Consider the following 16,582-nt stretch of genomic DNA (forward strand, 5'->3'; position numbering starts at 1 on the left):
TCACTCGATGATATTGCCGCGCAGCATGAAGCGCGCATAGGCCACGGTTGAGACAAAGCCCAGCATGGCGATGATCATGGCCGCTTCGAAGAAGATCTCGGTGCCCTGGTCCAGACCATAAAGGATCATCAGGGCAATCGTATTGATCACCATCGTATCCAGCGCCAGAACGCGGGTGCCGACGCCATCGGCGGTGATGATCCGCCACAGACACATCATGATCGCCGCGCCGAAACAGGCAAAAGAAAAGTAGATCGCGTACATGATCATTCGAATATCTCCTTCAGGCGGCGTTCATATCGCTGCTTGATCTGATCCCGTACCTCTTCCGGGTTTGGCGCATCGAGGCAATGGACCAGCAGGTTATGCCCTTGCGCTGACAAATCGCAACTGACTGTGCCCGGAGTCATGGTGATCGTGCCGGCCAGAACCGTGATCGCCTCGGGGGTGCGCAGCTCCAAAGGTACACAAATCCAGTTGGGCTGGCGGTCATCATTGCGCTTGAACAGGATGATCCGGGCCACCGTCACGTTCGCGACGATGATATCCCAAAGCACCACAAGCATGTACTCGACGATCATAGGCCAGTTGCGCAACTTGGGGCGATCCGGCCAATAGGGTTGCGTGACGAACGGGATGATGATGCCGAGGATCAGACCAAAAACCAGAGAGTTCAGTGAAGGCTTGTTTGCCAGCAGAATCCAGACAATCGTCAGCAAGAAGGTCAGGTGGGGGTGCGGGAATATCCGACGCAGCAGTTTCATCACTCTTCCCCTCCCAATACTGCAGAGATGTAGTTTTCAGGTGTAAACAACTGCTCTGCGGTTTTGCTTGTATATTCCAGTGCCGGGCCTGCGAACACCGTCAGCAGGATCAGGCCAGCAACGGCTCCGAATACAGCCGTGAAGGCCAGGCCGGGTTGCGGTTCGGGGGCGACTTGTGCAGGCACGTCTTCATCATCGGCAGGCGCGTCAATTAGGACAACCTGAGTATCGTGGCTTTTCCAGAAGATCAGCGTCCCGGCACGGGCCAGCCCGATGATAGTGACGAAAGAACCGATCAGGATGACCGCCCAGACCGCTGTGGCATCTGCTGCATCCCGTGAGGCGTCCAGAACCAGCAACTTGCCGACAAAGCCGGACAATGGCGGCATCCCCGCCATTGCAATAGCCCCAACAAAGAACAACGAAGCGATCAATCCGCTTTGCGGCATAGGCGGCTTGGGCGTGATGGCTCCTCCCTGCCGTTCCATGATCAGATCTGCAACGAGAAACAGCAACGCTGTCGCGAGTGTTGAATGGAATACATAATACAGTGCGGCAGCGGTTGCGTCGGGCGTGAATTGAGCGATGGCGATCAGCAGTGTGCCCATGGACGCGATGGCGCAGAACGCGACCATGCGGGCGATGTGCCGTGACCCAAGAATACCGATGGCCCCGACCGCCAGTGTCACAAGCGCGGCGGGTTGCAGCCAGTCGCCCACCAGACCCTGTGTAGCCTCAACATCCGGACCAAAGGCCAAGGTGTACATCCGCAGGATCGAATAAGCCCCCACTTTTGTCATGATTGCAAACAGGGCTGCAACGGGCAGAGGAGCGTTGGCATAGCTGGCTGGTAGCCAGAAGTGCAGCGGCAGAACCGCAGCCTTGATACAGAAGACCAACAGCAACAGCACCGCGCCAACCCGTAGTAAGGCTGTATCTTCGGCCGGAATTGCCGCAACGCGCACAGCGATATCCGCCATGTTCAGAGTGCCGGTCACGCCATAGATCGTACCTAAGGCAAACAGGAACAGGGTCGAGCCCAGCAGGTTGTAAGCCACGTACTGCACACCCGCTTTCAATCGCACCGCGCCGCCGCCATGGGTCATCAGACCGTAGGATGCGATCAGCAGAACCTCAAAAAACACGAACAGGTTGAAGGCGTCGCCTGTCAGGAAAGCACCACATACGCCCATAAGCTGGAAGTGAAACAGCGCGTGGAAATGCTTCCCCCGGTCATCCCAGCCCGATGCAATCGCATAAAGCACAATTGGCAAGGCCAGCAGCGCCGTCAGCAGCACCATCATGGCCGACATGCGGTCCAGCACCATGACAATGCCAAACGGCGCGGGCCAGTCGCCAAGTTCGTAAACCTGAATATCTCCGCCTGACGCCTGGGCAGTGATCGTCAACGCAATGCCCAGCAAAGCCACAACACCGGCGACCGAGAAGATGCGTTGCAGATCCAGATGAAAGCGTAGGACCATGATGATGAACGGGGCCAGAATCGCGGGCAGGACAATCGGCGCAACGATCCAATGGTTCATGCGTCATCTCCCGGTGCGTCCACACTGTCTTGCGGGCTCATGTCGATATGGTCGTCCTTGGCAGACAGGTATGCGCTGAGCGAGATCATCACGATCACGGCGGTCATCCCGAAAGAGATCACGATGGCGGTCAGTACCAGCGCCTGCGGCAGCGGGTCGGTATAGGGCACTTCTTCGTACTTGTTCAGGACCGCAGGCGCGTTCAGGGCCAATCGTCCGGTTGCGAACAGGAACACATTCACCGCGTAAGTGATCAAAGACAGGCCCAGAATGACGGGAAAAGTCCGGCGGCGCAGGATCAGGAATATCCCGGCAGCGGTCATGATGCCAACGGCAGAGGCTACGAGCGCTTCCATCAGGCCTGCTCCTTCCCTTGTTCTTCTTCCAAAAGGTCATCCCGCAGCGGGTTGATATCCATCGGGAACTCCTGCGCCATTCCTGGCTGCCATGCAAAGCGCGACAGGCTGTCCAGCGCCAGCATCACCGCGCCCAGAACCGCTAGGAACACGCCGGTGTCGAACAGCATGGCGGTGGCCCATTCGAACTCTTCCAGCGGCGGCCAGTTGATGTAGCCGAAGTCGCTGGTCAGGAAGGGGCGTTCGTTGAACCACGCGCCCAGCCCGGTGGCGGCGGCGATCAGCACACCCCAGCCGATGGTGCCGTGATAGTAGAACCTCTGACGTTCAATGGCCCAAGTATATCCACTGGCCATGTATTGCATCAGATAAGCGATGGCGACGATCAGACCGGCGATAAAGCCACCACCCGGCTGGTTGTGCCCGCGAAAAAAGATATAGGCCCCGACCATCAACGCAATCGGCATCATCACGCGAGTGACCACAACCATCATCAGCGGATGTGAATCCCCCGATTGTGGCCAATGCGGTTTGCGGTTCAGCAGGTAGGCGCGGACATTGCTGCCCAGCACAGATTCAGTCAGGGCAAAGATGATCAGCGCGGCGATACCGAGCACGATGATTTCGCCAAAGGTATCAAAACCCCGGAAGTCGACCAAGATCACGTTGACCACATTGGTACCACCGCCGCCTTTATACGAATTTGCCAGATGGAAATCTGAAATCGTCGGAAAGGCAAAATCGCGCAGCATTATTGCATAGATAAGCGCACCGGTGCCAAGGCCCGCAACAACGGAAATCGCGGCATCCCGCCAACGCCGTGCAGCCGAGCTGTCCCAGGGCGTCTCGGTCGGCAGGAAGTTCAGTGACAACAGCAACAAGATCATCGTCACCACTTCGACCGAGATCTGCGTCAGCGCAAGGTCGGGGGCCGAGAGATAGTTGAAGGCAACCGACACGATCAGACCGACAACACCGATCAACACCAGTGACAATAGGCGGTTCCGATGGAACCACATGATGCCCAGCGTCGCGCCCACCAGACAGATCCAGCCGATGATCGGAATGATCTGCGCAGGCAGCGGAACGCGGGTCTCAATACCGATTGTCCCGGTGGAATACGCGTAATAGCCAAGGCCAACAGTAAAGGCGACGAAGATGATCGCATAGCGGCTGAGGACGCCGTTGTGCATCTCGTCGGTAATCCAGCGGCTCAGCCTTGTCATCGCGTCTATGATCGCCTCAAAGATCTGCTTGGCCTCGGGGCGGGGCAAAGTGTTCCAGATCTGTTCACCCCGTTTGTGCAGCGCCAGCAGGAACAGACCGCCCAGCGTGGCCACGGCTGACATATAAAGAGCCGGTGTGAAGCCGTGCCAGAGTTTCAGCGAATAGTAGGGCAGCTTCTCTCCGCCGATCACTGCACTGGAAACCACGGCAACCAGAGGGCCGACAATGGCCGCAGAATAAAGGCCGATCAGAATGACGAGCATCACCAGCAACGCGGGCGCGATCCACAGCCCTACGGGCGGGTCATGCGGATGAGCGGGGTAATCGTCGCGCTGTGGGCCAAGGAAAACATGGCTGACAAAGCGGAAGGAATAAGCAGCAGAGAACAATGCAGCCAGCAGCGCCAGACCCGGAACCAGGTAGTGCGAGTGCAGCCATGTGGTGTGCACGGTCTCTTCAAGCATCATCTCTTTCGACAGGAACCCGTTCAACGGAGGAAGGCCAGCCATGGACAGGGCCGCAATTGTGCCGATGGTAAAGGTGATCGGCATCAGGTGACGCAGGCCGCCCAGTTTCTTGATATCGCGTGTGCCGGTCTCGTGATCGACGATACCGGCGGTCATGAACAATGCAGCTTTGAAAGTCGCGTGGTTGATGATGTGGAATATGGCAGCTACGGCGGCGATCTTGGTGCCAAAGCCCAGCAGCATGGTAATCAGGCCCAGATGCGAAACCGTTGAAAATGCCAGCAGCGCCTTCAGGTCGTCCTTGAAAAGTGCAATCGCCGCACCGATTAGCATCGTGATCAGACCTGTGGTCGCCACGATATAGAACCAGGCATCTGTTCCGGCTAGAACCGGCCACATTCGTGCCATCAGGAACAAGCCGGCTTTCACCATGGTGGCCGAGTGCAGATAGGCCGACACAGGCGTTGGTGCTGCCATGGCGTGCGGCAGCCAGAAATGGAACGGGAACTGAGCCGACTTGGTGAAACAGCCCAACAGGATCAGGATCAGCGCAGGCATATAATAGGGCGAGGCCTGAATAAGTTCTTTATTCTGCAGGATGATGCTGAGGTCATAAGAACCTACAATATTGCCCAGGATCAGCATCCCGGCAATCATCGCCAGACCTCCGGAACCGGTCACGGCAAGCGCCATGCGCGCGCCCTGACGGCCTTCGGGCAGGTGCTTCCAATAGCCGATCAACAGGAACGAACTAAGTGACGTAAGTTCCCAGAAAATAAGCAAAAGCAATATGTTGTCGGACAAAACAATCCCCACCATCGCGCCCTGAAACAGCAGCAGATAGGTATAGAACTGCCCCATCGGATCTTCGCGCGACAGGTAGAACCGCGCATAGAGGATGATCAGCAACCCAATGCCGAGGATCAGCAAGGCAAACAAAAACCCCAGACCATCCAGCATGAAATTTGCATTCAGGCCCAGCCCCGGTATCCAGTCGAACCGCGCAGTCACAACATCTCCGCGCATGACCGAGGGGATGTGGATCAGCAGGCCCATCAGGGCCAGAAATGTGGTCAACCCGGCTGCGGATGCGGCTGCGTTCCGGCCTGCACGGATCAGCAGGGCGGGAAAAACAGCGCCGAGGAAGGGAAGGGCCGCGATAAGGAATAGGGACAAGTGCGATACTCCGGTCAGGGCGGTCAGGGTGAAGTCAATTTTGTAAGGATATTTTCCCGACTGTCCAGATATTGTAACTTTTTAACAGAGTTCTATTGGGGTTCGGGGAAATAAGCAAAACAGCAAAATAATGACACGATCTTGATCTGGGTATGGTGTTTCAACACATCAGTTCCAGCCCATTTGTGTTAGAACCACCGTCAGCGAACAGGAGGCCGAGACGTGCCCGAGCAAGTGAACCGAACCCGTAGATGGGTGTTGATCGGCGGTTGTAGCGCGATTGCTGCCGGGTTGGCGATCAGAGAATACCGCCTGATCCCCGAAGACCACAGCGGTAGCCGGATCAGCGTAGCCGTCGCCCACGAACAGGCCGTAGACGGGCGCGTATTTTTGGTTGATATCCGCACTCCGCGCGAATGGCGTGCATCGGGTGTCGGCGAGGGCGCAGTGCCGCTGGACATGCGGCGAGAGGATTTCGTTGCTGCGCTGACAGATCTGACGGGCGGCAATCAGGCGGCCCCGGTGGCGCTGATCTGCGCGCGCGGTGTGCGCTCTGCGCGCCTGAGCAACCGCCTGATCGAGGCGGGGTTTACCAATATCATCGACGTGCCCGAAGGGATGTTGGGTTCTGCGGCAGGCCCGGGATGGGTTCGGGCCGGGTTGCCGGTTCACAAATATGACGAGGATGCAGGATGATCCGAGAATTCAGCATGGCAGCAGCCCTTTTGATTGCAGCGCAAGCCGCACAGGCAGGGTGTGCAGGACAGGAAGATGGCTGCGAGACTCCCATGGGCACGTATCACATCGAACTGCCCGATGCGGAGAATGCGCCGATTGTGGTGTTTCTGCATGGGTACGGCGGCAGCGGGTCCGGAACGATGCGCAACCGCGGTATGGTCGAACCGTTATTGGATCGCGGCTATGCCGTGATGGCCCCCGAAGGTCTTGAGCGGCCCGACCGGGGCAGCACCAAAAGCTGGAATTTCTATCCCGGCTTTGGTGAGAGGGACGAAACTGACTTTTTGTCCGAAGTGGTACAGGATGCCGCCGAGCGTTTTGGCGTCGATGCTGACCGGGTCATGTTGGGCGGGTTTTCTGCCGGTGCTTTCATGGTCAACTATTTGGCTTGCGAGGCACCCGACACGTTCTCGGCCTATGTTCCGGTGTCCGGTGGTTTCTGGCGTCCGCATCCTGAAACCTGCGAAGGGCCAATCCGCATGTTCCATACGCATGGCTGGACTGACAACGTGGTGCCGCTGGAAGGTCGCTTGCTTGGCGGCGGACGTTTTCAACAGGGCGATATCTATGCTGGCCTGGAAATCTGGCGCGAGGCGAATGGCTGCGTCGATCACAAACCGGCCGGGTTCAGCACAACGGGTGACTTCATGCGCCGCCGCTGGACCACATGCGCCGAAGGCAGCGCACTGGAGTTTGCGTTGTTCCCCGGAGGACACACGGTTCCTGCTGGCTGGGCCGACATGATTGTTGATTGGTACGAAGGTCTTCCCGGCAGCTGATTATTCTGCCGGGGTCATGTTGCCTTTACCTTTGACCAGTCGCTTCAGCTCATCACGATAGCGACGGGCCGAGCGGGTGATTGCAGGTTCACTGAAATCCTCTCGCATTCCGACCATTTTGCGCGCAGTTCCTGCCGAGACGCCGCTGAGCGCTGACAATGGGATCGCCAGCGCAAGGCTGATGGCAATCGGCGCCAGCCATATCGACACCAGACCGGACAGAATACCGACGCTTAGCGCCACGCCGCTGACAGTTTCCAGCATATGGCACAGGATCAGTGTGCGCAGACCGTAGGTACCGCCGTCGCGGGCTTGCGGCGACCAGCCTCGCTGAATACCGAAGGCTGTGCGAAATACGGCGATCATCTGTTGTACCATCAGGATCGGAGCGTAAAGGACTGACAACAGGACCTCGGCCAGGAACGAGGTAAGGAATTTGCGCCCGCCACCGAAATCCCTATAGCGCACACCGCTCAGCGGCAGTGCCAGAACGCCCAGAACCTTGGGGGCCAGCAGCATGGCATACATGACCAGAATGATCAGCACATGCCGGGTTTCCGACATCTCGGGCCATTGCGGGAACAGAGGATTGTCAGGGCTGAAGTAATGCAGGACAGATGCATCTTGACCCTGACCGATCAGCGCCCACATCAACAACAGGGCAAACCACAAGGGCGACATCAGATATCCGACTGCTCCGTGGAACATGTGAAAGCGCGACACGGCACGGAATCCGGTCGATCCCAGCAGTTTCAGATGTTGCAGGTTGCCCTGACACCAGCGGCGATCCCGCATGGCGTGATCAATGAGGGTAGGTGGCGTTTCTTCGTAAGACCCGCGAATGCGCGGCAGAAAGCGGACGGCCCATCCGGCACGGCGCAGCAATCCAGCCTCGACAAAATCGTGGCTCATGATCAACTTGTCCTGTCCGCTGAACGAGCGCAGCTTGGGCAACCCTGCGCTGTTGGCAAAAGCCTTGGTGCGGATGATCGCGTTGTGGCCCCAATAGTTACCCTCTTGCCCGCACCAACGCGCCAGACCTTCAGCAAAGGCGATACCGTAGACGCCATTGGCAAATTGCTGCATTCGGGCAAAAACTGACTGCGCACCGATCAGCTGTGGATAGCTCTGGATCAGACCCGCGCCCGGATCACGCGCCAGCGCATCGGTCAGGCGAGAGATAGCGCGCCCGGTCATCAGGCTGTCGGCATCCAGAACCAACATGGCATCCCAGTCCGCGCCCCAGCGGCCAACCCAGTCGGCAATGTTGCCGACCTTGCGGTCGGTATTCTGCGCGCGGCGACGATAGTAAAGCTCCAGCCCAGGCGCTAGCGTGGTGCGCAGCGCCTCGACACTGGCCTGTTCCTGCGCCGCAATCTCGGGATCGCGTGTGTCGGACAGGATGAACATGGCGTAATGGTGCTGACCACCGCGCGTCTGCAGATCCTCCAGCATGGTGCGGGCATTGCCCAGCACGTTCCACGGAACCTCGTTATAAACCGGGGTCAAAAGGGCCACTCGAAGGGGTAGTGCGCCAGCAATACGCTCGGGTCGCTCCTGTCTGGACAACGACACCATGCCCAACAGAACAGTACAGACGGTGAAGGAAATCCAGAAGAAGTTGAACGAGATCAGGGTCAGAAGGATGCCTTCGATCAGGTTGATGCCTTCCGCGCCGAACCAGTCGCTCATGACCCATAGTAGGGCCAGAGTGGCAGCCATTGCCGGCGAAAAGGCCAAAGCGCGCCAGAACCCGGCAGACGATATGCGGTTTCGGGATGGTGCATCCGCATCCCGGAACCGCGCACCGAAATCCTGCGCGGGCATCGCCAGAGGGGCCTCGGGCGGCATGATATGCAGATCGCGGCTCATGTGGTCCAACGATAAAGCCAGACCTCTGAGGCAGGCTGTTTGTCTTTGAGCAGTTGCGCACGCAACTCCACATGATTGCGTTCCCCCGGTTCGAATGAGAAAGCCAGTCGAAGGCCACCCGTATCCGGGTTCCGCTGCAACACACCGCCCGAGGTTTCCGCATGGGGCGAGTCTACAAAGATCGTGATTGCGTCGAGGTCCTCAAACAATTCGCTGTCTTCGAAGTCGACAACGGCCAGACGACCTTCACCAAAGGTGTTTTCGCCCATTGCGGTGTTGATCACACGCGGCATCGGAGTGCGCTGGGGTTCTTCCCCCCAGGTCAGGCGATAGGACAGATCAACCTGACTGCCCGCCGCATAGGGTGCAGCTGGGCGCCAATAGGCGACAATATTGTCATAAATTTCCTGATCCGCCGGTATCTCAACCAGTGTCACGGTGCCTTTCCCCCAGTCTTCCTGAGGTTCGACCCATAGGCCAGGGCGCTTGTGATAATTTGCCTCAAGATCGGCGTAATCCGAGAATTCTCGTTTGCGCTGCATCAGACCGAAACCGCGCGGGTTTGTATCAACGAAGGACGAGATCTGCAGGCGGGTCGGGTTGGCCAATGGCCGCCACAAAACCTCGCCCGCGCCGTTGCGGATCAACAACCCGTCGCTGTCATGCACCGCAGGGCGGAAATCGTCGAACCGGCTGTGGTTGGTCTGGTCGAACAGGAACATCGAGGTTCCGGGCGCGATGCCCACATGAGGAAGCTCTTCCCGTGGGAACAGGGTGGCCTCGACATCCATGATGCAATCCGATCCCGCCGTGACGTTGAACCGATAGGCTCCGGTCACGCTGGGGCTGTCCATCAGGGCATGTACAACCATATTGCGCTGACCGGGTGCGGGGCGTTCCAGCCAGAAGCGGATGAATTCGGGAAATTCCTCGCCATCCAGGTCGCCGGTTTTCAGCGCCAGACCGCGTGCAGACAGGCCGTAAACCTCGTGTAGGCCGATGGCGCGGAAATAGCTCGCACCTTGCCAGACGCAGAATTCATCTGTTTTACCGGGGCGGTGCATCTCGGTCCGCAGCCGCAGACCAGAGAAACCCAACGTGTCGTCGATGGGCAGCTGTGGCACATCTTCGGACTTGTCGAACATCTCCAGATCGAAGGCGACAGGTGTGGTCATGCCGTTCTCAACCGTTTCCACCTTGACGGTGCGCGGGAAATACAGGCCGGGCGTGAAGAAATCGACGTTGAACGGCGTCTCGGTTTCGTACCAGAGAGCACGGTCCAGCCGGAACCGGATCGAGCGGTATTGCTGATAGGTCAGATCCTGCCATTCCTGCGGCACCACCTCGCGTTCCGCATAAGGACGGCTGGCCAGATCGCGCGCCATCTCAATCACATACTGACGGTCAAACGGCGTCTCACCGCCTGTCGCATAGGCGGACGGAGCAAAAGCCAGGGCTGTCGTCGAGGCGAGGAATGCGCGACGGGTAAAATTCATTTATTTGACTTCCAGGGTTGTGACTTGAACCACGCGGCCAGATAAGCCACGCCGATGATCATCGCAAAGCCAATCATGTTGGCGGTAAAGACAGTGGCAACATCTCGCCCAGTCTGATCCAGAGCAACACCGATAAGTCGCGCCGCTGCCATGGAAAATACAAAAACTGCAAGGGATTGCTGGCCGACTTTGGTGATAATCATCAGCAAGCATTGCCAGACGCGAGCGCCCACACTGTGGCCAGTCGCGATCAAACGATGACCATGCTCACCCGCTGCGACCCAGCCCAGATAGGCCAGCGACAGGAAGTGGACATAACGCAGGAGGCCGAATTCCGTTTTGCCACGCAGATCCTCAGTTAAGGGCCAACCCGGACGGATCGTTGCGCCAAGATCGGGCGCGGCGGTGTTGATCCATGTAAAGACCTTCCACGACCCGAACGGTGCCGACAGGACGACAAAGGCGATCGCAGCCCAGATCAGGGTTTTCGACACAGGAGGGGCTGGAATCCAGCCGCGCATGAAGGCGAAGCCGGTGAAGAACAACAACTGCCAGCCAAACGGGTTGAAGAACCATTGCCGGTCTGACCAAGGCTCGGCCGGTAAAGCGAGCGCGCCGGTCTGGGCGATGAACCAAATGGCCACTGACACTGCTGCCATCAACCAGAAACTGACCCGATAGAGCGCCATATAAAGCGGCATAAGGGCCAACACCACCAGATACATTGGCAGAATGTCAAAGTAGTTCGGCACATAGGTCAGTGTGAAAATTCCGACCAACTGAGGTGCAGGATCGCTGAAGAAACGCTGCAAGTTCAGGGATGAGATGTAGGTCTTCTCGAAGGCGCCGGTCTGATCCAGCGCGGCCATGGTCATGGCTACAAAGAAGAACAGGGCAATATGCGCCCAATAAACCTGCCAGATACGGTACGCCACACGGGCGGTGCCCATCCACCAACCCTTGTGCAGGAATGCACCGCCAAAAGCGATCGCCGAGGCCATGCCTGAGCAGAACACAAATATCTCGGTCGCGTCGGAATAGCCAAACCGCGCAGGAATCCATTTGGCCCAGGGATCGTTTGGGATATGGGCGATCAGGATGATGAACATCGCGATACCGCGATAGAAATCCAGCCGTGGGTCACGCGTACGGGCAGGGGCTGCGGCCAGGGCCGCAGCAGGTACAAAATCAGAAGCGGGCGATATGGTCGCCATACGTTCTCTGTCCTTCTTGGTCTTCTTGTTATTCGGCGGGAACACTTTGTGCGTCGCCGCTGTCACGGGCCGCGTCGATCAGGGTGCGACGCGCGATGGCATAGTTGTCCTCGCCCCCGGCACGCTTGGCGCGGCGGTCATCCAGAATGCGTTCCACCGCGTCCAGACGCCCTGCGCGCAATCCGGAATCGATGGTTATGCGTTCAAATACATCACGTTGTGCGTGGCTGCCACCGGCCAGTTGCATGGAACCGCGCGCCGCAAGCAGGTGATCAAAGGCTGTGCCGTAATGGCCGTCGCCAAAGGCTTCCAGACCCATGGCAGCGGCGACACCAGGATCAGCCATGCGGCGTGTCATGTCGTCATTTGCGCGCGCCGCGTCCTTGTTCATGCGGTTCAGCATCTTGGTTGTGGCGTCGGTGCGGTTGTCACCGGTCAGCGCCAGAAGATAGTGCAGGTCAGCGAAAATAAGGCAGCCATCTTCGGTGCGTGCGGCACTCAGATCGGCCAGTTCTTCCCAGCGATTTCCAACATTTACGCCTTCGAGTTCAAGCCGAGACAGTAGCGACGTCGCGTTCGAGATATCTCGGTAATCGTCGGTTTTGTCCTTGCGGATATGGGCGTCATACAGCTCCATCACCTGATCGACCTGACCCAGATCCAGATGCATCAATGCTTTGTGCCACCAAACGTGATAGCGAAAATTGTTGCAATGCGCCCACGCGTCCTCGCGCCCAGCCAGCCAGTCAAGGCCCAGCTGCGCGTTGCCGGTCATCTCATGTACGTGGGCCACCGCGTGCAGACCCCAGGCATCGTCAGATACCATCCACAGCGCCTGACGACCCGCAATCTCGGCCTTTTCGTATGCTCCGGTTTCTTCCAGCGCGAAGGAGTGACAGCCAAGCAGATAGCCGCGACCTGGATGGTCTGGCTCATAAGCAGGCATGATCCGTTCGATCGAACGACGCATCCCGTCAGCATCACCCAGAACAAAGCGGGTTGCGTGGCTGAGTTTCATCGCCAGCGTGTCCTGCGGATGATCGCGCAGAATCGCTTCGAATTTCTGTGCGGCCTGAGCCTGTTGGCCCGCCAGGTACAGGGCCAGCGAATCCACATAGAGACGTTCACGTGTCGAGACGGGCTGACGTTCCATCGCTGCGTTGGCAGCAGCCAACGCGTCGACGGCAACCGCCATCATCTCGCGTCGCCCAAGCAGAGCCATGAACAGACCTTTGATCGCGTGACCCAGTGCGAAGTCGGGTTCAAGTTCCAGCACTTTACCCAAGTGCTGGGGAGTGACAGCGGCATGGGCCATGAAACCAAGCAGAACACCATTCCAGGCTTCGACAGCTGTCGGCTGGGTCAGGGTGTTCATCTGTCCAAAAACATCTTGTTTCATACTTGGGTCCAATCTGATTGCGATATTTGACACTGTTCGATGTAACAGAGTGTGCGAGAGGGACGTAACAGTATCGACCCTGCTCTCGAATTGGTGAAATGACGTGTGCGTAAAAGACGAAAAAAACCGCCGATTCAAGGGCATGTTTCAGCAACTTGCCGCCTAATCGTGCAAGTATTTCAATCCTCGAACGGGTTTTCAGCGCTCAAAACAGCCTCCGTATCGGCCCCACAGGCGGGTGGTGCGTTACGATATGTTACAGGCGTACGCGACAGGTTCAGGGGATTCCCGATCAGGTTGACCTGTCCCGGTTGGGCCTGCATAGCGATCTGCATCTGCCGTGCCGCCACCTGTTCCGTGTTGAAAACCTGATCCAGCGTCTGAACCGGGCCAACGGGAACTTTGACAGTTTCGAGGCCTGAAATAACGCTCTGCGTGTCCAGCGCCTGTACTGCTGGCCGCAGGATGGCGTTCAGTGCGTCCCGATGCTCCAGACGGGCGGGGTTGGTCGCAAATCTGGGGTCGTCGGCCAGCTTGGGATTATTGATGAAACTGCAAAGCTTTCTGAACTGACTATCATTTCCGACGGCGAGAATCACATGTCCATCGGCGGTTTCATAGACATCATAGGGCACGATATTCGGGTGCCCATTGCCGCGACGCTGCGGTACATTGCCTGATGTCAGATAGTTCACACCTTCATTGATCAGCCATGCAACCTGCGTGTCCACCAGCGCCAGATCAATCTGCTGACCCTCGCCGGTCAGGTCACGATGGCGCAGCGCGGCCAGAATCCCAACACTCGCATACATCCCGCACATCACATCAGCGATACCCACGCCCACTTTCATTGGTGCGCCTTCTGGATCGCCGGTCAGCGACATGATCCCGCCATAGCCTTGTGCCATCAGGTCATAACCGGGCTTGCTAGCGTTCGGACCGGTATGGCCGTAGCCCGAGATTGAGCAGTAAACAAGGCTTGGAAAATCTTGCGACAGCGAGGCGTAGTCCAGCCCGTACTTGGCCAGACCGCCGGGTTTGAAGTTCTCGATCAGGATATCCGCGTGTGACGCCAGCCGCCGGATTTCCGCCTGACCTTCGGCTGTGGCGATGTCCAGCGCGACGGATTTCTTGTTGCGGTTGGCCGACATGAAATAGGCGCTCAGGTCCGAGCGGTTGCCCTCGGCATCTGTCACATAAGGTGGGCCCCATTGCCGCGTGTCATCGCCTCCAGTTGCCGGGTTTTCGATCTTGATGACGCTTGCGCCCAGATCGCCCAACAATTGGGTGCAGGTAGGGCCTGCCAGAATACGGCTAAGATCCAGAATCTTGACGCCCTTTAGTGGGCCTTCAGATGCGACCATCATAGCCTCCACGCTCAATTTCAGCAGCAATGACGGTAAATGTGTCTGCTTTTACAGCAACTTCCAGCGCTACGCGCAACTCAGCCCGGTTGCGGACTGTGTGCCCGTTTCCACCAAAGGCCTTGCCCATGGCCGCGTAATCGTGATGGCCGAAATCCACGCCCTTGTTGCTCATCTGTCGCTGGCGTTGTTTCAGCTCGATCAGGGCAAGGCTTGCATCCACGAAGACCAGAAAAATCGGGTTGCCGCCCATTTCGGCTGCGGTCGACAATTCCCCGGCCACCATCAGAAACCCGGCATCGCCCGAGAAGCTGATGACCGGGCGCCGGGGTTCGGCCAGTTTCAGGCCAATGGCCATCGGAACCGCGCAGCCCATAGTGCAGAGCGCCGAGGATTGGATCAGCCCGCGTTCTTCGCTGCACTCCCACATCTGGCTCAGCAGGATACGATGCGCGCCGCTGTCAGCCGTTGCCAGTGTTTCAGGCGGCAGAACCGCACGGGTTTCCGCGATGACCGCAGCGGGGCCCCAATCGTCATCGGTGGGGAAGGCCTGCGCCAGCCCGGCTTTGACCTGCGCGGGCTCGCCGCCCGACCAGGTCGTGCGCGCAGGGTTCCCCTTGGCAATGGCCTCCAACGTCTCGGCCGTATCAGCCACCAGATTCAGCCCCGCCTGATGCATATAGTGATCGTTGACCACGGCCGAGATATCGATGACGCGCTTTTTCTCAGAGTCCCAGATCTCGCGCCAGCCGGGGCGCATTTCGATCGGGTCGTAGCCCAGACACAGCACCAGATCCGACTGTTCGACCAGAGGCACTAGGTGTTTGTCAGCCAGCGGCGACAAACCCGCGCCACCCAGACACAAGGGGTGATCTTCGGGCACCACGCCCTTGGCTTTGTAGGTGGTTACAAAGGGAATGCCGAAATGTTCCAAAAACGCCTGCACCACGCTGCGTGAGTCGTCATAAAGGACATCCAGACCGACAATGGCGATGGGGCGTTCGGCCTCGGCCACCCAGCGGCGGGCTTTTTCCAGACATTCGCCACCGGGGCTGACAGGCGCGATTTTGGCAAGGCGACGGCGTTTCACGCCGGTCACGGGCGTATCGGCAACCGAGATTGGTACGTCGATATGAACCGGGCCGGGGCGTGGCTGCATGGCCAGAGACACCGCCTTGTCGGCGACAACATCCGCGCCGTTGGCGGTCAGCGTGAAGGTCCCTTTGGTGATCGAGCGATAGACCTGGCTGTGATCCATCACCTGATGCGTGTAGGTCAAAGCTTCGTCCGCATCGACACAGCCTGTCAGAACGATCATCGGCACGCGATCCTGCAAAGCATTGGCCACCACGTTGATGCCGTTCATTGCGCCCGGTCCCAGCGTGGCCACCAAAATCGCAGGTGCACCATCCCGGTGGTGCACGGCTTCGGCCATGAAACCGGCAGAGTTTTCGTGCTTGGTCAGATGAAAGGTGATACCCGCTTTTTCCAGCGCGTCAACCAGTGTCAGCACCTCGCCTCCAGGCATTCCAAAGGCGTGGCGGCACCCCGCTTCATACAGACGTTGGGCCAGAAGATCCGCAGCGCGGGGCGAGGGGTCCTGCATCAGTCAAGCTCCGAAATTACCGTTCCGAAGCAGATTGCGGAGGACGCCCCCGGACGCAAGGCGGTTCACGTCAGTGTGACTATTTGCCTGCGTCTTCTGCGACCGATTGAAACTTTGTGTCAAGTTCTGCCGCGATATCCAGCAGTTCCTGCCCACCTTCTGATGTGTATGGGGCAAAGACAAAGCTGGGCGTTTTGTAGGATAGGGTGGCAGTCCCGTCCTTGTTTTCGGTAACATAAAACCGGATCGGAGCCTCAATCATCGCGTTGGTTGAGGTTTCCAGCACGCGTACGGCGTAATCGTTGTTGAATGCCCCGATTACCCGGTTGCCCGGGATGGTAATCCCACGCGCGGCTGCCGCCTTTGTGGGTCCGGCCTGAGTGACAACGATCAGCCCGTTTTCCTTGATCGCCGCTTTGGTGGCGTCGACCAGTTCACCATAGGACTTGTCAGTCGGGTGCACGGCCCAGCCCTCAGGCGTGTTTTGAGCCCAGACGGGCAAAGTGATCAGGCAGAGCAGGGGAATGAGGGTTTTCATCATCACGTCTCCGATATCTTGCTGAGATCTGTGTGCCAGACT

Annotated in this window: 14 protein-coding genes; 2 read left to right on the forward strand and 12 right to left on the reverse strand. The window is 58.3% G+C overall.

From position 1 onward, the window contains the following. Genes Q0816_RS21545 through Q0816_RS21565 form a run of 5 tightly spaced genes read right to left on the reverse strand, consistent with a single transcriptional unit; the run spans position 1 to position 5,534 of the window. Positions 1-270 (reverse strand): K+/H+ antiporter subunit F, encoded by a 270-nt coding sequence (locus tag Q0816_RS21545; protein ID WP_298854492.1) that lies wholly within the window; start codon positions 268-270, stop codon positions 1-3. Beyond that, positions 267-764 (reverse strand): Na+/H+ antiporter subunit E, encoded by a 498-nt coding sequence (locus Q0816_RS21550; protein WP_298854494.1) that lies wholly within the window; start codon positions 762-764, stop codon positions 267-269. The genes Q0816_RS21545 and Q0816_RS21550 overlap by 4 nt, the downstream gene beginning before the upstream one ends. Continuing rightward, positions 764-2,308, reverse strand: a complete 1,545-nt coding sequence (locus Q0816_RS21555; RefSeq protein ID WP_298854496.1) for a monovalent cation/H+ antiporter subunit D — start codon at positions 2,306-2,308, stop codon at positions 764-766. The genes Q0816_RS21550 and Q0816_RS21555 overlap by 1 nt, the downstream gene beginning before the upstream one ends. After that, positions 2,305-2,664: a Na+/H+ antiporter subunit C gene (locus Q0816_RS21560; RefSeq protein WP_298854498.1), complete on the reverse strand. Its 360-nt coding sequence runs from the start codon at positions 2,662-2,664 to the stop codon at positions 2,305-2,307. The genes Q0816_RS21555 and Q0816_RS21560 overlap by 4 nt, the downstream gene beginning before the upstream one ends. After that, entirely contained in the window at positions 2,664-5,534 is a 2,871-nt protein-coding gene (locus Q0816_RS21565; protein ID WP_298854500.1) for a monovalent cation/H+ antiporter subunit A, read from the reverse strand. The genes Q0816_RS21560 and Q0816_RS21565 overlap by 1 nt, the downstream gene beginning before the upstream one ends. A gap of 222 nt (positions 5,535-5,756) precedes the next feature. Here Q0816_RS21565 and Q0816_RS21570 point away from each other — a divergent pair, with 222 nt between their 5' ends. Beyond that, positions 5,757-6,230, forward strand: a complete 474-nt coding sequence (locus Q0816_RS21570; protein WP_298854502.1) for a rhodanese-like domain-containing protein — start codon at positions 5,757-5,759, stop codon at positions 6,228-6,230. Beyond that, entirely contained in the window at positions 6,227-7,051 is an 825-nt protein-coding gene (locus tag Q0816_RS21575; protein WP_298854504.1) for an alpha/beta fold hydrolase, read from the forward strand. The genes Q0816_RS21570 and Q0816_RS21575 overlap by 4 nt, the downstream gene beginning before the upstream one ends. Here Q0816_RS21575 and mdoH read toward each other — a convergent pair whose 3' ends face one another. The 7 genes from mdoH to Q0816_RS21610 form a co-directional block, all read right to left on the reverse strand. Further along, positions 7,052-8,923 (reverse strand): glucans biosynthesis glucosyltransferase MdoH, encoded by a 1,872-nt coding sequence (gene mdoH, locus Q0816_RS21580; RefSeq protein ID WP_298854506.1) that lies wholly within the window; start codon positions 8,921-8,923, stop codon positions 7,052-7,054. It abuts the gene before it with no gap. After that, positions 8,920-10,419, reverse strand: a complete 1,500-nt coding sequence (locus Q0816_RS21585; protein WP_298854508.1) for a glucan biosynthesis protein — start codon at positions 10,417-10,419, stop codon at positions 8,920-8,922. The genes mdoH and Q0816_RS21585 overlap by 4 nt, the downstream gene beginning before the upstream one ends. Continuing rightward, positions 10,416-11,633, reverse strand: coding sequence for an OpgC family protein (locus Q0816_RS21590; RefSeq protein WP_298854510.1), 1,218 nt, complete (start codon positions 11,631-11,633; stop codon positions 10,416-10,418). Before Q0816_RS21590 ends, Q0816_RS21585 begins: the two co-directional genes overlap by 4 nt. A gap of 28 nt (positions 11,634-11,661) precedes the next feature. Further along, positions 11,662-13,032 (reverse strand): tetratricopeptide repeat protein, encoded by a 1,371-nt coding sequence (locus Q0816_RS21595; protein WP_298854512.1) that lies wholly within the window; start codon positions 13,030-13,032, stop codon positions 11,662-11,664. A 179-nt stretch (positions 13,033-13,211) separates the two neighbouring features. Then, positions 13,212-14,396, reverse strand: coding sequence for a CaiB/BaiF CoA-transferase family protein (locus tag Q0816_RS21600; protein ID WP_298854514.1), 1,185 nt, complete (start codon positions 14,394-14,396; stop codon positions 13,212-13,214). Further along, complete coding sequence (locus Q0816_RS21605; RefSeq protein ID WP_298854515.1) at positions 14,383-16,002, reverse strand: thiamine pyrophosphate-binding protein; 1,620 nt, start codon at positions 16,000-16,002, stop codon at positions 14,383-14,385. The genes Q0816_RS21600 and Q0816_RS21605 overlap by 14 nt, the downstream gene beginning before the upstream one ends. A 79-nt stretch (positions 16,003-16,081) precedes the next feature. Continuing rightward, positions 16,082-16,540, reverse strand: a complete 459-nt coding sequence (locus Q0816_RS21610; protein ID WP_298854542.1) for a DUF302 domain-containing protein — start codon at positions 16,538-16,540, stop codon at positions 16,082-16,084. Positions 16,541-16,582: the final 42 nt, after the last annotated feature.

The sequence above is a fragment of the uncultured Ruegeria sp. genome, from assembly GCF_947497005.1.
Taxonomy (GTDB): Bacteria; Pseudomonadota; Alphaproteobacteria; order Rhodobacterales; family Rhodobacteraceae; genus Ruegeria.

What these genes read in the sequence shown, in the direction of transcription:
- Q0816_RS21545 (WP_298854492.1), bottom strand. Translation starts at nt 270, where the DNA reads ATGATCATGTACGCGATCTACTTTTCTTTTGCCTGTTTCGGCGCGGCG.
- Q0816_RS21550 (WP_298854494.1), bottom strand. Translation starts at nt 764, where the DNA reads ATGAAACTGCTGCGTCGGATATTCCCGCACCCCCACCTGACCTTCTTG.
- Q0816_RS21555 (WP_298854496.1), bottom strand. Translation starts at nt 2,308, where the DNA reads ATGAACCATTGGATCGTTGCGCCGATTGTCCTGCCCGCGATTCTGGCC.
- Q0816_RS21560 (WP_298854498.1), bottom strand. Translation starts at nt 2,664, where the DNA reads ATGGAAGCGCTCGTAGCCTCTGCCGTTGGCATCATGACCGCTGCCGGG.
- Q0816_RS21575 (WP_298854504.1), top strand. Translation starts at nt 6,227, where the DNA reads ATGATCCGAGAATTCAGCATGGCAGCAGCCCTTTTGATTGCAGCGCAA.
- mdoH (WP_298854506.1), bottom strand. Translation starts at nt 8,923, where the DNA reads ATGAGCCGCGATCTGCATATCATGCCGCCCGAGGCCCCTCTGGCGATG.
- Q0816_RS21585 (WP_298854508.1), bottom strand. Translation starts at nt 10,419, where the DNA reads ATGAATTTTACCCGTCGCGCATTCCTCGCCTCGACGACAGCCCTGGCT.
- Q0816_RS21590 (WP_298854510.1), bottom strand. Translation starts at nt 11,633, where the DNA reads ATGGCGACCATATCGCCCGCTTCTGATTTTGTACCTGCTGCGGCCCTG.
- Q0816_RS21595 (WP_298854512.1), bottom strand. Translation starts at nt 13,032, where the DNA reads ATGAAACAAGATGTTTTTGGACAGATGAACACCCTGACCCAGCCGACA.
- Q0816_RS21600 (WP_298854514.1), bottom strand. Translation starts at nt 14,396, where the DNA reads ATGGTCGCATCTGAAGGCCCACTAAAGGGCGTCAAGATTCTGGATCTT.
- Q0816_RS21605 (WP_298854515.1), bottom strand. Translation starts at nt 16,002, where the DNA reads ATGCAGGACCCCTCGCCCCGCGCTGCGGATCTTCTGGCCCAACGTCTG.
- Q0816_RS21610 (WP_298854542.1), bottom strand. Translation starts at nt 16,540, where the DNA reads ATGAAAACCCTCATTCCCCTGCTCTGCCTGATCACTTTGCCCGTCTGG.